Annotated in this window: 19 protein-coding genes; 13 read left to right on the forward strand and 6 right to left on the reverse strand. The window is 62.0% G+C overall.

Annotation, left to right across the window (positions count from 1 at the left end; translation table 11 throughout):
* The first annotated feature begins 4 nt into the window (after positions 1-4).
* Both ACR0EF_RS08900 and selD read left to right on the forward strand, forming a co-directional pair.
* Positions 5-391, forward strand: coding sequence for a Na+/H+ antiporter subunit G (locus ACR0EF_RS08900; RefSeq protein ID WP_093962618.1), 387 nt, complete (start codon positions 5-7; stop codon positions 389-391).
* Between the two features lie 4 nt (positions 392-395).
* Positions 396-2,555 (forward strand): selenide, water dikinase SelD, encoded by a 2,160-nt coding sequence (gene selD / locus ACR0EF_RS08905; RefSeq protein ID WP_170372150.1) that lies wholly within the window; start codon positions 396-398, stop codon positions 2,553-2,555.
* Here selD and mnmH read toward each other — a convergent pair.
* A complete protein-coding gene (mnmH, locus tag ACR0EF_RS08910) occupies positions 2,546-3,598 on the reverse strand; it encodes a tRNA 2-selenouridine(34) synthase MnmH (RefSeq protein ID WP_170372148.1) in 1,053 nt (350 codons plus the stop codon). The two genes, selD and mnmH, sit on opposite strands and share 10 nt — an antisense overlap.
* 51 nt (positions 3,599-3,649) lie before the next feature.
* On the reverse strand, positions 3,650-4,318 hold the full coding sequence (locus ACR0EF_RS08915) for an SOS response-associated peptidase (protein WP_170370799.1): 669 nt from the start codon (positions 4,316-4,318) through the stop codon (positions 3,650-3,652).
* A 55-nt stretch (positions 4,319-4,373) separates the two neighbouring features.
* On the opposite strand from ACR0EF_RS08915, the gene ACR0EF_RS08920 reads away from it, so the two are divergent.
* The gene (locus tag ACR0EF_RS08920; RefSeq protein WP_170372146.1) at positions 4,374-6,026 is read left to right on the forward strand and encodes a tetratricopeptide repeat-containing sulfotransferase family protein; all 1,653 of its coding nucleotides are present in this window, start codon (positions 4,374-4,376) and stop codon (positions 6,024-6,026) included.
* 63 nt (positions 6,027-6,089) lie between these two features.
* On the opposite strand, the gene ACR0EF_RS08925 is transcribed toward ACR0EF_RS08920, so the two are convergent.
* Positions 6,090-7,667 (reverse strand): bifunctional metallophosphatase/5'-nucleotidase, encoded by a 1,578-nt coding sequence (locus ACR0EF_RS08925; RefSeq protein ID WP_170372144.1) that lies wholly within the window; start codon positions 7,665-7,667, stop codon positions 6,090-6,092.
* Between the two features lie 107 nt (positions 7,668-7,774).
* Between ACR0EF_RS08925 and ACR0EF_RS08930 the strand changes: the two genes are divergently transcribed.
* The 4 genes from ACR0EF_RS08930 to arsC are packed head-to-tail and all read left to right on the forward strand — an operon-like array spanning position 7,775 to position 9,934.
* Positions 7,775-8,113 (forward strand): DUF952 domain-containing protein, encoded by a 339-nt coding sequence (locus ACR0EF_RS08930; RefSeq protein ID WP_170372506.1) that lies wholly within the window; start codon positions 7,775-7,777, stop codon positions 8,111-8,113.
* The gene (locus ACR0EF_RS08935) at positions 8,110-8,541 is read left to right on the forward strand and encodes a DUF1330 domain-containing protein (protein ID WP_170372142.1); all 432 of its coding nucleotides are present in this window, start codon (positions 8,110-8,112) and stop codon (positions 8,539-8,541) included. The genes ACR0EF_RS08930 and ACR0EF_RS08935 overlap by 4 nt, the downstream gene beginning before the upstream one ends.
* A complete protein-coding gene (locus ACR0EF_RS08940; RefSeq protein ID WP_170372140.1) occupies positions 8,538-9,596 on the forward strand; it encodes a quinone-dependent dihydroorotate dehydrogenase in 1,059 nt (352 codons plus the stop codon). Before ACR0EF_RS08935 ends, ACR0EF_RS08940 begins: the two co-directional genes overlap by 4 nt.
* Positions 9,593-9,934, forward strand: coding sequence for an arsenate reductase (glutaredoxin) (gene arsC / locus ACR0EF_RS08945; protein WP_170372138.1), 342 nt, complete (start codon positions 9,593-9,595; stop codon positions 9,932-9,934). Before ACR0EF_RS08940 ends, arsC begins: the two co-directional genes overlap by 4 nt.
* Here the strand turns inward: arsC and ACR0EF_RS08950 are convergent.
* From ACR0EF_RS08950 to ACR0EF_RS08960, 3 genes are read right to left on the reverse strand one after another with little or no spacing between them, the layout of a single operon-like run.
* Positions 9,931-11,247: an MATE family efflux transporter gene (locus ACR0EF_RS08950; protein ID WP_170372136.1), complete on the reverse strand. Its 1,317-nt coding sequence runs from the start codon at positions 11,245-11,247 to the stop codon at positions 9,931-9,933. The two genes, arsC and ACR0EF_RS08950, sit on opposite strands and share 4 nt — an antisense overlap.
* 5 nt (positions 11,248-11,252) lie before the next feature.
* Positions 11,253-11,771, reverse strand: a complete 519-nt coding sequence (locus ACR0EF_RS08955; protein WP_170372134.1) for a PaaI family thioesterase — start codon at positions 11,769-11,771, stop codon at positions 11,253-11,255.
* A gap of 1 nt (position 11,772) precedes the next feature.
* A complete protein-coding gene (locus ACR0EF_RS08960; RefSeq protein ID WP_170358398.1) occupies positions 11,773-12,192 on the reverse strand; it encodes a PaaI family thioesterase in 420 nt (139 codons plus the stop codon).
* Between the two features lie 113 nt (positions 12,193-12,305).
* Here ACR0EF_RS08960 and ACR0EF_RS08965 point away from each other — a divergent pair, with 113 nt between their 5' ends.
* From ACR0EF_RS08965 to ACR0EF_RS08990, 6 genes are all read left to right on the forward strand, one after another.
* Complete coding sequence (locus tag ACR0EF_RS08965) at positions 12,306-12,674, forward strand: MerR family transcriptional regulator (protein ID WP_093962629.1); 369 nt, start codon at positions 12,306-12,308, stop codon at positions 12,672-12,674.
* A 286-nt stretch (positions 12,675-12,960) separates the two neighbouring features.
* Entirely contained in the window at positions 12,961-13,362 is a 402-nt protein-coding gene (locus ACR0EF_RS08970; RefSeq protein ID WP_093962630.1) for a MerR family transcriptional regulator, read from the forward strand.
* 46 nt (positions 13,363-13,408) lie between these two features.
* Positions 13,409-15,190: an acyl-CoA dehydrogenase C-terminal domain-containing protein gene (locus ACR0EF_RS08975; RefSeq protein WP_170372132.1), complete on the forward strand. Its 1,782-nt coding sequence runs from the start codon at positions 13,409-13,411 to the stop codon at positions 15,188-15,190.
* Between the two features lie 56 nt (positions 15,191-15,246).
* Entirely contained in the window at positions 15,247-15,459 is a 213-nt protein-coding gene (locus ACR0EF_RS08980) for a hypothetical protein (protein ID WP_005981899.1), read from the forward strand.
* 136 nt (positions 15,460-15,595) lie between these two features.
* Positions 15,596-16,234: a glutathione S-transferase family protein gene (locus ACR0EF_RS08985; RefSeq protein ID WP_170372131.1), complete on the forward strand. Its 639-nt coding sequence runs from the start codon at positions 15,596-15,598 to the stop codon at positions 16,232-16,234.
* A 10-nt stretch (positions 16,235-16,244) separates the two neighbouring features.
* The gene (locus ACR0EF_RS08990; protein ID WP_170337662.1) at positions 16,245-17,456 is read left to right on the forward strand and encodes an acetyl-CoA C-acetyltransferase; all 1,212 of its coding nucleotides are present in this window, start codon (positions 16,245-16,247) and stop codon (positions 17,454-17,456) included.
* The last annotated feature ends 3 nt before the right edge of the window (positions 17,457-17,459 follow it).

The raw sequence follows: 17,459 nt of genomic DNA on the forward strand, positions 1-17,459 counted from the left end.
CGCCATGGAATTCATCTTCGAGCTTCTGATTGCATTTTTCCTGATCGTTTCAGGGATTTTCGGCTTTGTCGGGTCATTCGGCATGATCAAGCTGAAGGATCCGATGTCGCGGCTGCACGCCCCGACCAAAGCCACCACGCTGGGCGTGGGCGGTGTGTTGCTGGCCTCGATCTTTCATTCGATCCTGATCGAACAGCGCCTTTCCATGCATGAACTGCTGATCACGCTGTTCCTGTTTCTGACGGCTCCGATCACGGCTCTGTTCATTGCCAAGTGGCACATTCACCGCCATGAAGCCCCCGAGGATCTGCCGGACGCGGGCGAAGACAAGCTTTGGGCCACCCACGCGGTCGAGCAGGTCGAAGACGTCCCGGATCACAGCGCGAACTGACTTCATGAAAACACCTTCGTTGCCACTTACCCGCGATCTGGTTCTGGTGGGCGGAGGTCATACGCACGCGCTTTACCTTCGGAAATGGGGGATGAACCCCCTGCCCGGCGCGCGGTTGACCGTGATCAATCCTGGCCCGACCGCGCCCTATTCCGGGATGTTGCCCGGATATGTCGCGGGGCACTATGCCCGCCGCGACCTGGACATCGATCTGATCCGGCTGGCGCGGTTTGCGGGGGCCCGGATCATTCTGGGTGCCGCGATCGGCCTGGACCTGAACCGGCGGCTGGTGAATGTGCCCGATCACCCTGATGTCGCTTTCGATGTCGCCTCGATCAATGTCGGAATAACATCGGACATGCCGTCTTTGCCCGGGTTCACGGAACATGCCATCCCGGCAAAACCTCTTGGTCCCTTTGCCTCAAAATGGGCCCAGTATCTAGAGGCAACCGACCCTGCTTCGGTGGCGGTCATTGGCGGCGGTGTCGCGGGCGTCGAACTGGCGATGGCCATGGCTCATGCCCTGCGCGCCAAGGGTCGGCAAGCAACGGTCACTCTGATCGACAAGGCGCATATCCTGACAGCGATAAACCCCAAAGCCGCCCAGACCATTCGGCGGGCGATGGAAAAGCTTGGCATCGACTGCATCGAACAGGCCGAAATTGCGCAGATCACACCCGAAGGCGTGCAACTGACCGATGAGCGTCACATCCCGGCTGATTTCACAACCGGCGCGGCGGGGGCCCGTCCCTATGACTGGATCGGCCAGACCGGACTGGACCTGCACGACGGCTTTATCCGAGTGAACGGGTATTTGCAGTCCAGCGATCCATCGGTCTTCGCAGTCGGCGACTGCGCTCATCTGGATGACACGCCGCGCCCCAAGGCCGGTGTCTTTGCCGTGCGAGAGGCTCCTGTTCTTTTCAACAACCTGCGCGCAGCCCTCGGGGCTGGAACCATGCGCCGGTACAAGCCGCAGAAGGATTACCTGAAGCTGGTCTCGTTGGGGGAACGCTCGGCACTGGCCGAGCGCTTTGGGACGTCATTCAGCGGACCTGTGATGTGGCGGTGGAAAAACCATATCGACCAGAAGTTCATGCGTCGCTTTCGTGAGCTGCCCCAGATGTCAGCCCCCGCAATTCCCCGTCACCATGCGGATGGACTGCGCGACGCTCTGGGCGACAAGCCGATGTGCGGCGGTTGCGGCGCCAAGGTGGGTCGCGGCGCCTTGCAGGCCGCGCTGTCCGCGGTACCGCGATCCGACCGTCCGGATATCATACCCCTGCCCGGGGATGATGCAGCGATGCTGACCTTTGAAGGTGTCCGGCAGGTGCTGACGTCAGATCATTTGCGCAGCTTCGTTCCGGACCCTGTTCTGATGACCCGCATCGCGGCCATTCACGCACTGGGAGACATCTGGGCGATGGGTGCGACCCCACAGGCCGCGACGGCCACACTGATCCTGCCGCGCATGTCCTCCCAGCTGCAACACCGCACCATGGCTGAAATCATGCAAACCGCGACCGAAGTCATGCGCGGCGCCGGGGCTGAGATCGTCGGCGGCCATAGCTCGATGGGCGATGAGCTTACCATCGGCTTCACCATCACAGGTTTGTGCCAGTCTGATCCGATCACCCTGTCCGGCGGGCGGCCCGGTGATGTGTTGATCCTGACCAAACCGATTGGCAGCGGCGTCCTGATGGCCGCGGAAATGGCAGGGCAAGCCAACGGCGAGTGGGTAGTGGCCGCCTATGACCACATGACGCGGCCGCAGGGTGACGCCGCACGCATTCTGGCCCAGGCCCAAGCCATGACTGACGTCACCGGGTTCGGACTGGCCGGGCATCTTGTTGGCCTGTGCGAGGCATCCAACTGTGGCGCAGTCTTGAACCTGGACGCAGTCCCGGTCATGGAGGGCGCGCTCGAGCTTAGCCAGCAAGGTGTTCGGTCCAGCTTGTTCAACGACAATCGTTCCATCGCGCCCGAAGTTTCAATCGGCGGCAAAGCCGATCTGCTGTTCGATCCTCAAACCGCAGGTGGGTTGCTGGCTGCCGTTTCAGCCGACGACGCACGAAATATCTGCGACCATTTGCGTGCCGCTGGTTACCCGGCTGCAGTCATCGGTGTATTGAGGGACACACCCGGCCTGCGCCTTCAGAGCTGAGCCACAATCCCTTCGATTTCCGACGCGACCTGATCCAGCCCGTCCGTGGTCAAGGACGCGGCATGAACGCACGCGATCACATCAAACTGGTGGTTTCTCCGCGACTTTTCGTAAGCCGGGTCATAGTGCTGCTCCATCAAGGCGCGCGTCAGAGCTTTCTTGTTGCCCTCGGCAATCTGAGCCATCCACGCATCCACGACATCATGCCCCCGGTGAAACCGCAGCGGCGACAGGCGGTCCTGCAAACGCTCGGCATCGGACAGGATGTCGTCATAGGCAGCGACCAGATAGTCCGTTCGCGCCTCGATATCTGCCGTGACAAGGATTCGCGGCGCTTGGCACAGGCTCTGCCAGACCGCTGGGGGCAGGATCAACGAACCGATTTTTGACGACTCGGCCTCGACCAACACGGGCCGTGCCGGATCAAGCGCACACATGGCCGAGGCCAAGGCAGATTCGAACGCTTTCTGGCTGGGTTGTCCGCCCGGTTGCTCGCCCAGCAGCGAACCGCGGTGATTGGCCAACGCTTCGAGATCCAGAACCTGCACCCCGCGCGTTTGCAACTGGGCCAGAAGTTCCGTTTTTGCAGTGCCGGTGTAGCCGTCCAACGCCACCAGCTTGAACGGCAGCGGGTCATCGTAGAGGTACTGCTTCACCAAACGCCGATAGCTGCGGTATCCGCCCTCGATGACCTCGGCTCGCCAGCCAATCTGCTGCAGCATCCAGGTGAAGGATCCTGACCGCTGACCGCCGCGCCAGCAATAGACCAGAGGTCGCCAACCGCCCTCGTGGTGGCTGAGTTGCGTCTCGATGTGGGTGGCGGCATTGCGAAATACCAAGGCAGCCCCCAGCTTGCGCGCCAGAAACGGGCTCTGCTGAACGTAGATCGTGCCGACACGTGCTCGTTCCTCATTGTCCAGAACCGGGAGGTTGATGGCGCCGGGCAGATGGTCCTCGGCAAATTCGGCCGGGCTGCGCACATCGATGATCGTATCGAACGGATGCGCGTACAGCTGCGGCAGGTTTGAGAATTTCAGGGCCATGACAGGGGTTTAGCGCGCAGGATGGCAAAAGAAAAGAAGGCCCCGCCGCTGTCATTCATCGGCTTCGGGCGCGATCAGGTCCGTCCCACTGGCCCGGTTGGAGTTTACGGCCGTGCCGACCCTGTGAAACTGCAACACATCCTCGGCGCCGGGTTTCATCAGGAGGGCTGCCCCCTTGCCGACCTCGCCCAGCCACAAGGCCCAATCCGCCGGTTCGATGATCAACGGCATTCGGTGATGAACCGCACGCACATTGTCGTTGGCTGCGGTCGTGACGATCGCGCAGGTCGCCTGCCGCGCCTCACCCTCGCCCCAGTTCTGCCAGATGCCGGCAAAGGCGATGGGCGCACCATCGCTGCGGTGGAAGTACCAAGGCAGCCGCGCACCGTCTTGGGTCTTGGTCCATTCGTAGAAACCCGTGGCCACGATCAGGCAACGCCGATCACGGCAAGCTGCGCGAAATGCCGGTTTCTGGGCCAGGGTTTCGGCGCGCGCGTTGATCAGCAGCGGACCGTCGTTTTGGGTTTTATACCAATGTGGCAAGAAACCCCACCGCAGCGGGTCCAACTGCCGCCCTCCCTCTCTGGCGCGCACGACATGCACCTGATTTGTCGGGCAGATGTTGTAGTTGGGCACCGCCGGCAATGCGTTTGAAGGCCGCGCAACGAACAGCTGCGCCATGGCATCGTTGGGAAGAGTTATTGCAAACCGTCCGCACATGGGTAATGAACCAACAACAAAAGTTTCAATCAGGCACAGGGTCTCGCGCAGTCAGATGACAAATCAAGCACCAAATTCCCTCAAGGCCAAGGCGGTGGCGGATCTGGACTCCGGCAAGCTTCCTCAGGCTCTGAAGAAAGCTACCCTCGGCATCAAGAAATTCCCGAAAGACGCGGACTACCACGCGATTGCCGGGTTCGTTCTGACCGAGATGAAGCAGTACAAGAAATCGCTGCCGCATTTCCAGGAAGCCGCCCGCCTGAAACCGGACGACCCGCAATTCGTCGAAAACATTGCGAATGCCCTGATGCAGACCGGCCAGATCGCGCGAGCGTTGGCCTATGCCGAAAACATGGCCGAAAAGATGCCCGGCAACCGCGAGATCGTCCGGGTGATCGATGAAATCACGCTCAAGGGCAAGAACTGGCGCAGCATCATCGAGAACGCCACCAAGCGCCTGATGACCGATCCGGACAACCCCAAGCTGCTGTCCACCCGCAGCAGGGCCTATGGGCGCGTCGGCTTCGTGGATGCGGCCTCGGCCGATATTGCGCGTGCATACGAGCTGGATCCCGACAACATCGAAATCGCCTTCCGCCGAGCGGTGGACCTGCACCAGGCTGGCGACAAAAAGGGCTGTACTGACCTATTGTGGCGCGTGCTGGACAAGGATCCGTATCACGCATCGGCGTTGTTCCAATTGTCGTCGATGGTAGACGCCGAACAGGCCGAAGCATTGCTGCCTCGGGTCGAGGCTGCGATCGCAAAGCGGAAACACCCCAATTCGACTCTGGAATTCACGCTGGCACAGCTTCAATCGAAGATCGGTGGGCTGGAGGCCGCCCTTGCGCAGTTTGCAGTCGCAAACAGGGTGCAGCACGACGAAAACCCATACGATTTCGAAGAAGAAGAGCGCAAACTACGCCGCATCTGTGGCTTGTTCCCTGACAGCGCGTCGGTCCCAAGTTCCGGGATCGAGGAAATGCCCTTGCCGATTTTCGTGATCGGACAGCCTCGGTCGGGCACCACCTTGATGGAAATGATGCTGAGTTCCGCCCCCGACATCGCGGGATGTGGAGAGCTGAACCTCGGGTCCGACCTTTCGGCGCCATACTCGAACGAAAAGAAGGCATTCTCGGACGCAGAAGCTGCTGAGTTCGCCAAGCATTTCCGCGAGTTGATGCCCCCGATCCCCGAGGGTTCGATCGCTTTCGTCGACAAGATGCCGCACAACTACCAGCGTGTTGGTTTTCTTTTGGCAGCCTTCCCCAACGCCAAGATCATCAACATGCTGCGCGACCCTCGGGACGTCGGCCTGTCGAAATGGATCCGGCGTTTTCCAGCGGGCGGAATGCGATACGCATCGAACCTGAACTCGATCGCGCACTCGGCCAACATGTATCGCCGCTACATGCAGCATTGGGATGCCATCTTCGGTGATCGCATCCTTACGGTGCCCTATGAAAAACTGGTGGCCGATCCCGAGACCCACAGCAAGCAGGTTGCAGAATTCTGCGGGATCGAATGGCGCGAAAGCATGATGCACCCGGAAGAAAACAAGAAACAGGTACGTACGGCCAGTATCGACCAGGTGCGCAACAAAATCTCGACCAAATCGGTTGGCGGCTGGCGTCAGGTTGCGGACTATATCCGGCCCATGTTGGACGGTTTCGACCCCGAGTTGTGGCCCGAATACGAATTCGATTAAGCCTAAACCCAACAAAAAAGGCCGCATCCTTGGATGCGGCCTTTTCTTTCTTTGTGTCAGCAATCACTTCTGCTGAATACGTCCGTCCAGATAGGGCGTGTATGGCGCATTGGCCGCAAGGTATTCCGCGGTCACATCCGCAAGGTCGGGACCGAAGTCATAGGCATTCTTATCCTCGCCAGAGAACATCTTGTACCCGTCTCCACCGTTGCGGACATAGTTGTTGGTCACCACCAGATAGGTTTTGGCCGGATCGATTGGCACATAGCCATCACCCTCGGCCACCATGACCTCGGTCACGCGGCCTTCGTTGGGGGAAACCGACGGATCCCAGGTGAACTTCAGCCCGGCCACCTGCGGGAAACGGCCCTTGACCTCTTCCACTTGGCTGACGCCGTTTTCCAGCGCATCGATGATGCCCTGTCCGCTGATCTCGAAGGTCGAAAGCGTGTTCTGGAAGGGCAGAACGGTCAGCACCTCGCCCATGGTCACGTCGCCCGCGTCGATCGAGGCGCGCAGGCCACCCGAGTTGGCGATGGCGATCTGAACGCCCTGATCGGCGACCCGCGCCAGCATGGCATCGGCCACCAGGTTACCCATCTCGCATTCCTGCACGCGGCAGATCGACCGGTCACCTTCGATCGGAGCCGCGGCGCTGGCCACGACCTTGTTGCGGATCTCGTCCAGCGGCTTGGCCAGTTCAGCGATGCGATCAAGGGCAGCCGGATCCTCGGTCACGGTGTTGTCCATGATCAGCGGTTCACCCACCGCCTCGACCACGTTGCCGTCGTCATCGAAGGTCACGTTCAGCTCGCCCAGGAACTTGCCGTAGGCATAGGCCTGAACGATCTGCACCCCGTTCACAACGGTCGGATATGGCCCGGCGGCCTTGTCCGAAGTGTTCGAAAGGTAAGTGTTCGAATGTCCGCCCACGATCACGTCAACACCCGTGGTTTCCTGCGCGACCCGCTGGTCGACACCATAGCCCGAGTGGCTGAGCACGATGATCTTGTTGATGCCTTCCCCCGTCAGCTTGTCCACCTCGGCCTGAACCGCCGGAACAGGATCAGAGAACACGACATTCGGCCCGGGTGAAGCCAACTCGTCGGTGTCTTCGGGGGTCAGGCCGATCAGGCCAATCTTCTCTCCACCCACTTCGATCACGGTCGATTTCTTGATCCGGTCAGTCAGAAGTTCTTCGTTCTCGATGTTCGCATTCGACATCAGAATCGGAAATTCGACCGCATCGACGAAACCGGCCAGAACCTCGGGGCCGTCATCGAATTCGTGGTTGCCCACGGTCATCGCATCATAGCCCAGCTTGTTCATGAACTCGGCCGCGACCTTGCCCTTGTAATAGGTATAAAACAACGACCCCTGAAACTGGTCACCGCCGTCCACGAGGATCGAGTTTTCGGCCCGTGCGCGGGCGTCGTTGACCGCGGTCACCAGTCGCGCCGAACCGCCGAAGCACTTGCCCTCGGCATTATCCTCGGCACCACAGCCGCTGTCATATTTGTTGATCGGCTCGAACCGGGAATGGAAGTCGTTGGTGTGCAGAATGGTCAGCTTGTAGTCGGCCGCCGCCATGCCTGCAGTCAGGCCAAGGGCCGCGACGGATGTCAGGAAACGGGTAATCATTTGAAACTCCCTGTTATTGATTGTCAGGATCGTGCGCCGAGGGCGGCAAAGAGTCAAAGGGGGAAATGCGGCTTGATTCTACCCCGCGCGCGGGGCATCACGGCGCCATGCTGATCTACAAGATATTCCGGGCCGAGGAATGGGCGGCCCTGCAGGCACAGGGCGAAACCCGGGGCGCGCCCATCGATGTGGCGGATGGGTTTGTGCATTTCTCCACCGCAGAACAGGCGGCCGAGACCGCGGCTAAACACTTTGCCGGGGTCGAAAACCTGACCCTCGTGGCCTGCGATGCCCAGAAAATGGGCGATGATCTGAGATGGGAGGTCTCGCGCGGCGGGGCCTTGTTCCCGCATCTCTATCGCAACATGCGCATGGCGGATGTGGTCTGGGCCAAACCGCTGCCGCTGGAAAACGGCGCGCACCGCTTCCCCGAGGAGATGCAATGACCGGCCATATCGACCCCGACCGCGCCCAGCTCGAGGCGTTCAAAGCGCTGGACCGCGATCACCCGATCGAGATGCTGAACCTTGTGCGGTTCCGCGCCAAGGCCGTCTATCCCGCGGGCCACGAACTGGCCGGCGCGGTGCTGAGCGGCGCAGAAGCCTATCGCCGGTATGGAGCCGAAACCGCCCCGATCATCGCGCGGCTGGGGGCCTCGATCATCTGGCGCGGCACGTTCAAAACAACGCTGATCGGCCCGCAGGGCGAGGCGTGGGACGAGATGTTCATCGCCCGTTACCCCTCGGCCCATGCGTTTCTGGAGATGGTGACCGACCCGGCCTATCGCGCGGCGGTCATTCACCGGCAGGCGGCTGTGGCCGACTCGCGTCTGATCCGCACCGCCCCTACCCCAACCGGAGCGTCCTTCGGATGAAACTGACCGAGAAACTGGCCCTAGCCGCGCTACATCGCCTGGACCCAGAAACCGCGCACGGCCTGTCGATCAAGGCGCTGAAAACGGGTTTGACCCCGGCGCCCGGTCCCGTCACCTCGACGCGCTTGCGCACGCAACTTGCCGGGCTGGACCTGCCCAACCCGGTGGGGCTGGCCGCCGGGTTCGACAAGAATGGCGAGGTTCTGGGCCCGCTGTCGCGCGCGGGCTTCGGATTCATTGAGGTGGGCGCCGTGACCCCGCGCCCGCAGCCGGGCAACCCCAAGCCGCGCCTGTTCCGACTGACCGAGGACCGCGCCGCCATCAACCGGTTCGGCTTCAACAACGAGGGAATAGAGGCGATGGCCCGGCGTCTGGCGCACCGCCCCAAGGACGCGGTGATCGGCCTGAACCTGGGCGCCAACAAAGACAGCACCGACCGGGCGCGGGATTTTGCGCATGTGCTGGCCCATTGCGGGCAATGGCTGGATTTCGCCACGGTGAATGTCTCGTCACCCAACACCGAAAAGCTGCGCGACCTGCAGGGGAAAGAAGCGCTGAGCGCCCTGCTGGCAGGTGTGCTGGACACCCGCGATGCCTTGGCGCGGCGGGTCCCGGTGTTTCTGAAGATCGCCCCCGACCTGACGGATGACGAACTGCGGGACATCGCCGATGTCGCCCGTGACACGGGCATCGACGGTGTCATCGCCACCAACACGACCTTGTCGCGCGAAGGGCTGCGCAGCCTGCACAAGGATCAGGCCGGCGGATTGTCGGGCGCGCCCCTGTTCGAGAAATCGACCCGCGTTCTGGCTCGGCTGAGCCAGTTGACCGACGGGCAGATCCCGCTGATCGGCGTGGGTGGCATCGGCACGGCCGAACAGGCCTATGCCAAAATCTGCGCCGGGGCCTCGGCCGTGCAGTTCTATACCGCGATGGTCTATGGCGGCCTGTCGCTGGCGGCCGAGATCGCGCGGGGGCTGGACGCCCTGCTGGCGCGGGACGGGTTCAAATCGGTGGCCGACGCTGTCGGCAGCAAACGAGAGGATTGGCTGTGATCGAATACTGGCACAACCCACGGTGTTCAAAATCGCGCGCCGGGCTGGCCCTGCTGCAGGACCGCGGCGCCGAAGTCACCGTTCGCAAATACCTCGAGGACGCGCCCAGCGCGGATGAGCTGCGTGCGGTGCTGTCCCGGTTGGGCATCCCGGTGATCCAGATGATGCGCAGGGGCGAGGCGCGGTTCAAGGAACTGGGGTTGAGCCAGGAAACACCCGAAGAGGCCTTGGTTCAGGCCATGGCCGAGAACCCGATCCTCATAGAACGCCCCGTCGGGATCACCGCCGACAAGGCCGCCATCGGTCGCCCGCCCGAGAACCTGCTGACCCTGTTCTAGGCCACCTGCGCCTCGAGCCGGGGATAGCGCAGGCCCAGCGTCACCGCGCGGGCGGAGTTCAGCACCATCAGCGCGGCCCACAGCCCGTGATTGCCGAAGTTTGGCACCAGCAGGAACAGCGCCACCACATAGATTGCCACCGACTGGATCATGGCGGTGCGCATAGCGCGGGTCCAGGTGGCGCCGATATAGATACCGTCGAACATCCAGCTGGCAACGCCGATCACCGGGGCCAGTGCCGCCCAGATCAGGTATTCGCGCGCCGCGATCCGCACCTCGGGCGCTGTCGCCATCAGGTCGATTAAGGCCGGCCCCGCCAAAAAGAAAGTGACCCCCAGCACCAGAGCCCCACCGACGCCCCATTGCGACGCCATGACCGAGGCGCGCCGGACCTGGTATCGGTCCTTGGCTCCGACGGCGCTGCCCACCAGCGCCTCGGCGGAAAAGGCGAACCCGTCCAGCGCAAAGGCGGTGATTTCCAGGAACTGCAGCAGAACCTGGTTGGCGGCCAGCGTCACGTCACCCAGATCGGCGCCCACGAACAGAAAGGTGGTGAAGGACCCGGTCAGCAAAACCGACCGGATCATGATGTCGCCATTGACCTGCATCATCCGGCGCAGGCGGGCGGGGTCGAAGATCCGCGCCCAGTCGCGCCATTGATTGCCCCCGAACGCATCGCGGCACAGCCACAGGCCCAGCGCCAGACCCGTCCATTCGGCGATCAACGTGGCCACCGCCACACCTTCGACGCCCCAGCCTAGACCCAGCACGAACCACAGATCCAGCAGGATGTTCAGCCCGTTCATCCAAACCTGCAGGACGAACACGCCGCGCGTGCGCTCGACCGCGATCAGCCAGCCGGTCACGGCATAAAGCGCAATGGTCGCGGGCGCGCCCCAGATGCGAATCTCGAGGTATTTGCGCGTCAGCGCCTCGACCTCGCGGCTGGCGGGCGACAGCGCGAAGGCCCCTGCGAACACCGCCGCCTGCGCCACGATAAAGAACAGCCCCGCCGTGCCGCCCAAGAGCAGGCCGCGCATGAGCAGCGCACCGGTTTCGGCCGTGTCTCCCGCGCCTCGGGCCTGCGCCGCCAATCCGGTCGTGCCCATGCGCAGAAAGCCGAACACCCAGTAGATCGTGGCCAGAATGACCGCGCCAATGCCAACCGCGCCGATCGGGGCGGCCTGCCCCATCTGGCCGACCACGCCGGTATCTACCGCGCCCAGAATCGGCACCGTCGCGTTGGACAGCACGATCGGCACCGCGATCTTCAGCACCCGTCTGTGCGTGATGGGTGCCGAGGCGTCCCGCATTTTGCTCAGCCCTTGGCCGAAGGCTCTTGCGGCATCAGGAAATGCCCTGTGGCCTGTGCGAACAGCTTGGCGTGGTTGTCCTGCCAAGCCTCGACGCGCACCGAGGCATACCGCCGCCCTGCCCGGCTGATGAAGGCGCGTGCATAGGCATCGCGCGGCAGGCCCGAGCGCAGGTAATCCACCGTGAAATCGATGGTCTTGGGAAAGCGGATACTGTGATCGGAGATGATGTCCTCGGCATCGATCTCACCGCTTTCGATGCGCGGGAACAGGTGCTCCCAGCTGAGCGTGATCACCGCCGTCACCTCGAGAAAGGCCGCCGTGACGCCCCCATGAATCGCCGGCAGGAACGGGTTGCCGATCAGCTTTTCGTCGAAATTCAGAATTCCGGTCAGTTCGTCTCCGCGCCGGTCGAAGCTGATATTGAGGAACCGGATATACGGAACCCCCTCGACCAGCGCCTTGAGGGCCGCGTCGCGGCGCTGTTTCACCACCTGCATCGGTTCGGGACGGGGTCTTGCCATCTCACTTCCCCTCGACTGTGAAGGCGCCCGAGGCGGTGGCCACCGGGCGATCCTGATCGTCGTCCATGGCAGTTGCGCGCACGAAGGCCACATTGCGCGTGATGTGATAGCAGGTCGCGCGGGTGGTGATCGTCTGGCCGGGCGTTGCGGCGCGCATGTAGTCGATGCGCAGGTCGATGGTGGCTGTGCCGCCGGGCGCGGCCGGGTGGCTCATGACCGCAGCCCCGCAGCAGGTATCCAGACTGGCCGACACCGCCCCACCGTGAATCACGCCCGTGCGGGGATCGCCGATCAGATCCTCGTTGTAAGGCATGGTGATCTCGGCCTCACCCTCGCCGATATGGGTCAGCGTCAGGCCCAGTGCCCGCGCATGGGGGATCGCCTCGATGAACTGGCGGGCGAGTACTGTTTTGTCGACCATGAGGTTCAGTCCTGTTGTCCTGCCCCTTTATGATCTGCTCTGCGCGCAAAGGGCAAGCCCGCCTGTTGCGCTTGTCCGCACAACGCCCTAGGTTGCAACCGAGGAGAACAGGAATGTCCGACAAGCGTTTGTCATTCAAAGAGATGTGCGCCGAGTTCGACGTGACTCCGCGCACCCTGCGCTACTACGAGTATATCGAGCTGCTGCAGCCAGACCGGGAAGGACGTTCACGGTTTTACGGTCCGCGCGAGCGTGCGCGGATGAAGCTGATCATGCGTGGCCGAAAGTTCGGTTTCCCACTTGAGGAAATCCGGCAGTGGTTGCTGATCTACGAAGATCAAGGCAACAAGGCCCAGATGGCCACCTTTGTCGAAATGGCCGACCGCCAGATGGAAGAACTGCGTCAGCAGCGTCAGCAACTGGACGAAGCCATGGACGAGTTGCAGCGCCTTCGCGATCAAACGGCCAACTCCCTGACCTAAATCGGCCAGTTCGAGCCCCCCCCCAAATCCATCCCTCATTACACCGGAAATCTGCATTTTTCGGCTGGAGCCCTGCTGCCTGCCCGTCGGATTCGAACCGCGCGGTTACAATGGATTTGGCTGACCCAACGGAAAGAAAATTGCCAACCCGCCGCTTTACGCGACCGGAAGTTACGTCAATTTCTTTGTGACGCAGCGTCTGGATTACGTAAACGTCAATCTCATGTTGTAAAGCGGCCATCGACTGCGCAACTTTCTCATGACGCCAGCGACGAGAGGGTGACCAATGACCGAAGATCTTATGACCATCCGCGAGATGTGCGAGACCTATGACGTCACGCCGCGGACCTTGCGGTTCTACGAAGCCAAAGAGCTTCTGTTTCCGATCCGTGAGGGCCAAAAACGGCTGTTCACCAAACGTGACAGGGCGCGGCTCAAGCTGATCCTGCGCGGCAAACGCTTTGGTTTCAGCCTGGAAGAGATTCGACAGCTTCTGGATCTGTACCATGTCGGCGACCAGCAACTGACCCAGATGACCCGCACCTATGAAATCGCGTGCGAGCGTCTGGCGGACATGGAAGCCCGCCGCGAGGAACTGACTCAGGCCATTGACGATCTGAAGGAGCAGTTGCGCTGGGGCGAGAAGGTCATCGCCTCGATGAAACAGGAAAAGAAGGCGGCCGAGTAACTCCGCGCCGCCTGCCACCCGGACATCTGAATTAAGGGAGCTTCAAATGCCCGTTTACAACGCGCCTACCAAAGACACGCAATTCGTTCTGCATGACGTTCTGAGAATCTCGGCCTCGGATATTCCGGGCTACGATGAGCTGGAGCCCGAGTTCACGGGCGCCGTTCTGGAAGAGGCCGGCAAGGTCGCCGTCAACCTGCTGCACCCGCTGAACGTGGTCGGCGACACCGAAGGCTGCCGGCTGGAAAACGGCGTGGTCTACACCCCGACCGGGTTCAAGGACGCGTTCGAGCAGGTCAAGGAAGGCGGCTGGACCGGTCTGGACATGCCCGAGGAATATGGCGGCCAGAACATGCCTTATGTTCTTGGCACGGCCGTGGGCGAGATGTTCTCGGCCGCGAACCAGGCCTTCACCATGTATCAGGGCCTGACCCACGGCGCGGCCTCGGCCATCCTGGCGCATGGCACCGACGCGCAGAAAGACACATATCTGCCCAAGATGGTCAGCTGTGAATGGACCGGCACCATGAACCTGACCGAGCCGCATTGCGGCACCGATCTGGGCCTGATGCGCACCAAGGCCGAGCCGCAGGGTGATGGCAGCTACAAGATCACCGGCCAGAAGATCTTTATCTCGTCCGGCGATCACGACATGGCCGACAACATCATCCACCTGGTGCTGGCCAAGATCCCCGGCGGCCCCGAGGGCATCAAGGGCGTGTCGCTGTTCATCGTCCCCAAGTTCCTGGTGAACGAAGACGGCAGCCTGGGCGAGCGCAACGGCGTTTCGGTCGGCAAGATCGAAGAAAAGATGGGCATTCACGGCAACTCGACCTGCGTGATGAACTATGACGGCGCAACCGGTTACCTGCTGGGTCAGGAACACAAGGGCATGCGCGCCATGTTCACCATGATGAACGAAGCGCGTCTGGGTGTCGGCATGCAAGGTCTGGCTCAGGCCGAGGCCGCCTATCAGAACGCGCTGGAATACGCCAAGGACCGCCTGCAAGGCCGCGACGTGACCGGCGTCAAGAATCCCGAAGGCCCGGCCGATCCGCTGATCGTACATCCCGACATCCGCCGCAGCCTGATGGACCAGAAAAGCTTTGTGGAAGGCGCGCGGGCCTTCATCCTGTGGGGCGCGACCCTGATCGACAAGGCGCACCGTTCGGGTGACAAGGATGCCGACGGGCTGATCTCGCTGATGACCCCGGTCATCAAGGGCTTCCTGACCGACGAAGGTTACGACATGACCGTTCAGGCCCAGCAGGTCTATGGCGGCCATGGCTACATCGAGGAATGGGGCATGTCGCAATACACCCGCGACGCCCGCATCGCCATGATCTACGAAGGAGCCAACGGCGTTCAGGCGCTGGACCTGGTCGGCCGCAAGCTGGCGCAGGACGGCGGCAAGCATGTCATGGCCTTCTTCGACATGGTCAAAACCTTCTGCAAGGAAAACAGCGGCAAGGACGAAGCCTATGACAAGGCCTTCATCGAACCGCTCAAGGCCGCCTCGAAAGACCTGCAGGCCGCCGGCATGTATTTCATGCAGAACGGCATGACCAACCCGAACAACGCTCTGTCGGGCTCGTATGACTTCATGCACATGTTCGGTCATGTCTGCCTGGGCCTGATGTGGGCGCAGATGGCCAAGGCCGCGCAGGAAGCACTGGATGCCGGTGCGTCCGACAAGGACTTCTACGAGACCAAGATCGCCACCGGCCGCTACTACATGGCGCGCCGTCTGCCGGCCACGGGCATGCACCTGGCGCGGATCCAGACCGGCGCCGACACGGTGATGGCACTGGACGCGGCGAACTTCTGATCCCAGTCTGGTTCCGGGCGACCCCGCCCGGAACCAGCGCTCATGGAGGAGATGACATGCCCAAACGCTTTCGCCTGACCCGCCGCTTTCCCGTCGCCATGACTGAGGACGGGTATCGAAAACTCAAGGGGTTTGCCCGCGAGGCCGGGCTGGACGAAGGAGAGGCGCTGTCATTCCTGTTCGAGAACTTCAACAGCGTGATCGACGAGGAGAACCTGACCCACCGGCTGCGCATCTTCAATTCCGAGCTTGAGGCGCGCAAACGCTAGACGACCCCAATGCCTGGCCCAGGCCCGGCGTGTTTTCAGCAAGACAAGTCCGAACGCAGCTGCGGCCCGCGGTCAGGTCTTTCTCGAAACACGTGCGTGACGAAACCGTACAAACCGCCTTGGGAGGGGTGAGTGCATGACGATAAAACTGCATTGCTTCGGAGAAAGCGGAAACTCGTACAAGGCCGCCCTTGCGCTCGAGATGTCGGGGTTGGAATGGGAGCCGGTCTTTGTCGATTTCTTCAACGGCCAGACCCGAACCCCCGAATACCGCGCCGAAGTCAACGAAATGGGCGAAGCGCCGGTGCTGATCGACGGAGATTTCCGGACCAGCCAGTCGGGCGCGATTCAGGCCTATGTCACCGAAAAATCAGGGAAATTCGGCGGCAAGACGCGGGAAGCGAACTATGACATCCTGCGCTGGGTGCTGTGGGATAACCACAAGTTCAGCTCGATGGCTGGCATGACCCGGTTCCTGATCAACTTTCTGCCTGAGCAGCACCGCAACCCGGATGTGATCGCCTTCAACCAGGGCCGCCTGAAGGCCGCCTATCAGGTACTGAACGCGCATCTTGAGGGCCGCGACTGGATCGTCGGCGACAGCGTGACCAACGCCGATCTCAGCTGCTGCGGCTACCTGTATTACCCCGAACCCTTCGGCTTTGACCGCGCCGAATGGCCCCATATCGACGCCTGGCTGACCCGCCTGTCCGAGCAGCCCGGATGGAAACACCCCTATGACCTGATGCCCGGCAATCCGTCGGATCGAGCTTGAGGAGAGAAATATGACCGAAGCTTACATTTATGATGCCCTGCGCACCCCGCGCGGCAAGGGCCGCAAGGACGGCAGCCTGCACGAGGTGACCTCGGTGCGCCTGTCGGCGGTGGCCCTGAACGCCATCAAGGAACGCAACAACCTGGAAGGCCACGCCGTCGAGGACGTGATCTGGGGCAACGTGACCCAGGTGATGGAACAGGGCGGCTGCCTGGCTCGGTCCGCGGTTCTGGCCTCGGACCTGGATGAATCGATCCCTGGCCTGGCCATCAACCGGTTCTGCGCATCCGGGATGGAGGCCGTGAACCTGGCCGCCAACCAGGTCAAAGGCGGCGCGGGCGAGGCCTATATCGCCGGTGGCGTCGAGATGATGGGCCGCGTGCCCATGGGCAGCGACGGCGCCGCCATCGCGGTCGATCCGTCGCTGGCGATGGAGACCTATTTCGTCCCGCAGGGCATCTCGGCCGACATCATCGCCACCGAATACGGTTTCAGCCGCGACGATGCCGACGCGCTGGCCGTCGAGTCTCAGAAACGCGCGGCCAAGGCGTGGGAAGAGAACCGCTTTGCCAAGTCGGTGATCTCAGTGAAGGACCGCAACGGTCTGACCATCCTGGACCGCGACGAATACATGCGCCCCGGCACCGACATGCAGAGCCTCGGCGCGCTGAACCCGTCCTTCCAGATGATGGGCGAGCAGATGCCCGGTTTTGACAAGGTGGCGATGCTGAAATACCCGCATCTGGAAAAGATCAACCACATCCACCACGCCGGAAATAGCTCGGGCATCGTGGATGGCGCGGCGGCCGTTTTGATCGGCAACAAGGAATTCGGCGAGAAATACGGCCTGAAGCCGCGCGCCCGTATCAAGGCCACCGCCAAGATCGGCACCGACCCGACCATCATGCTGACCGGCCCGGTTCCGGTGACCGAAAAGATCCTGGCCGAAACCGGCATGAAGATCAGTGATCTGGACCTGTTCGAGGTCAACGAGGCCTTCGCCTCGGTCGTGCTGCGGTTCCAGCAGGCGTTTGACGTCGATCCGGCGCTGGTCAACGTCAATGGCGGTTCGATCGCCATGGGCCACCCGCTGGGCGCCACCGGCGCGATCATCATCGGCACCCTGTTGGACGAGCTGGAGCGCCAGGACAAGGAAACCGGTCTGGCCACCTTGTGCATCGCATCCGGCATGGGCGCGGCAACCATCATCGAACGTGTGTAACGG

The organism is Ruegeria sp. CG8 (assembly GCF_056537165.1).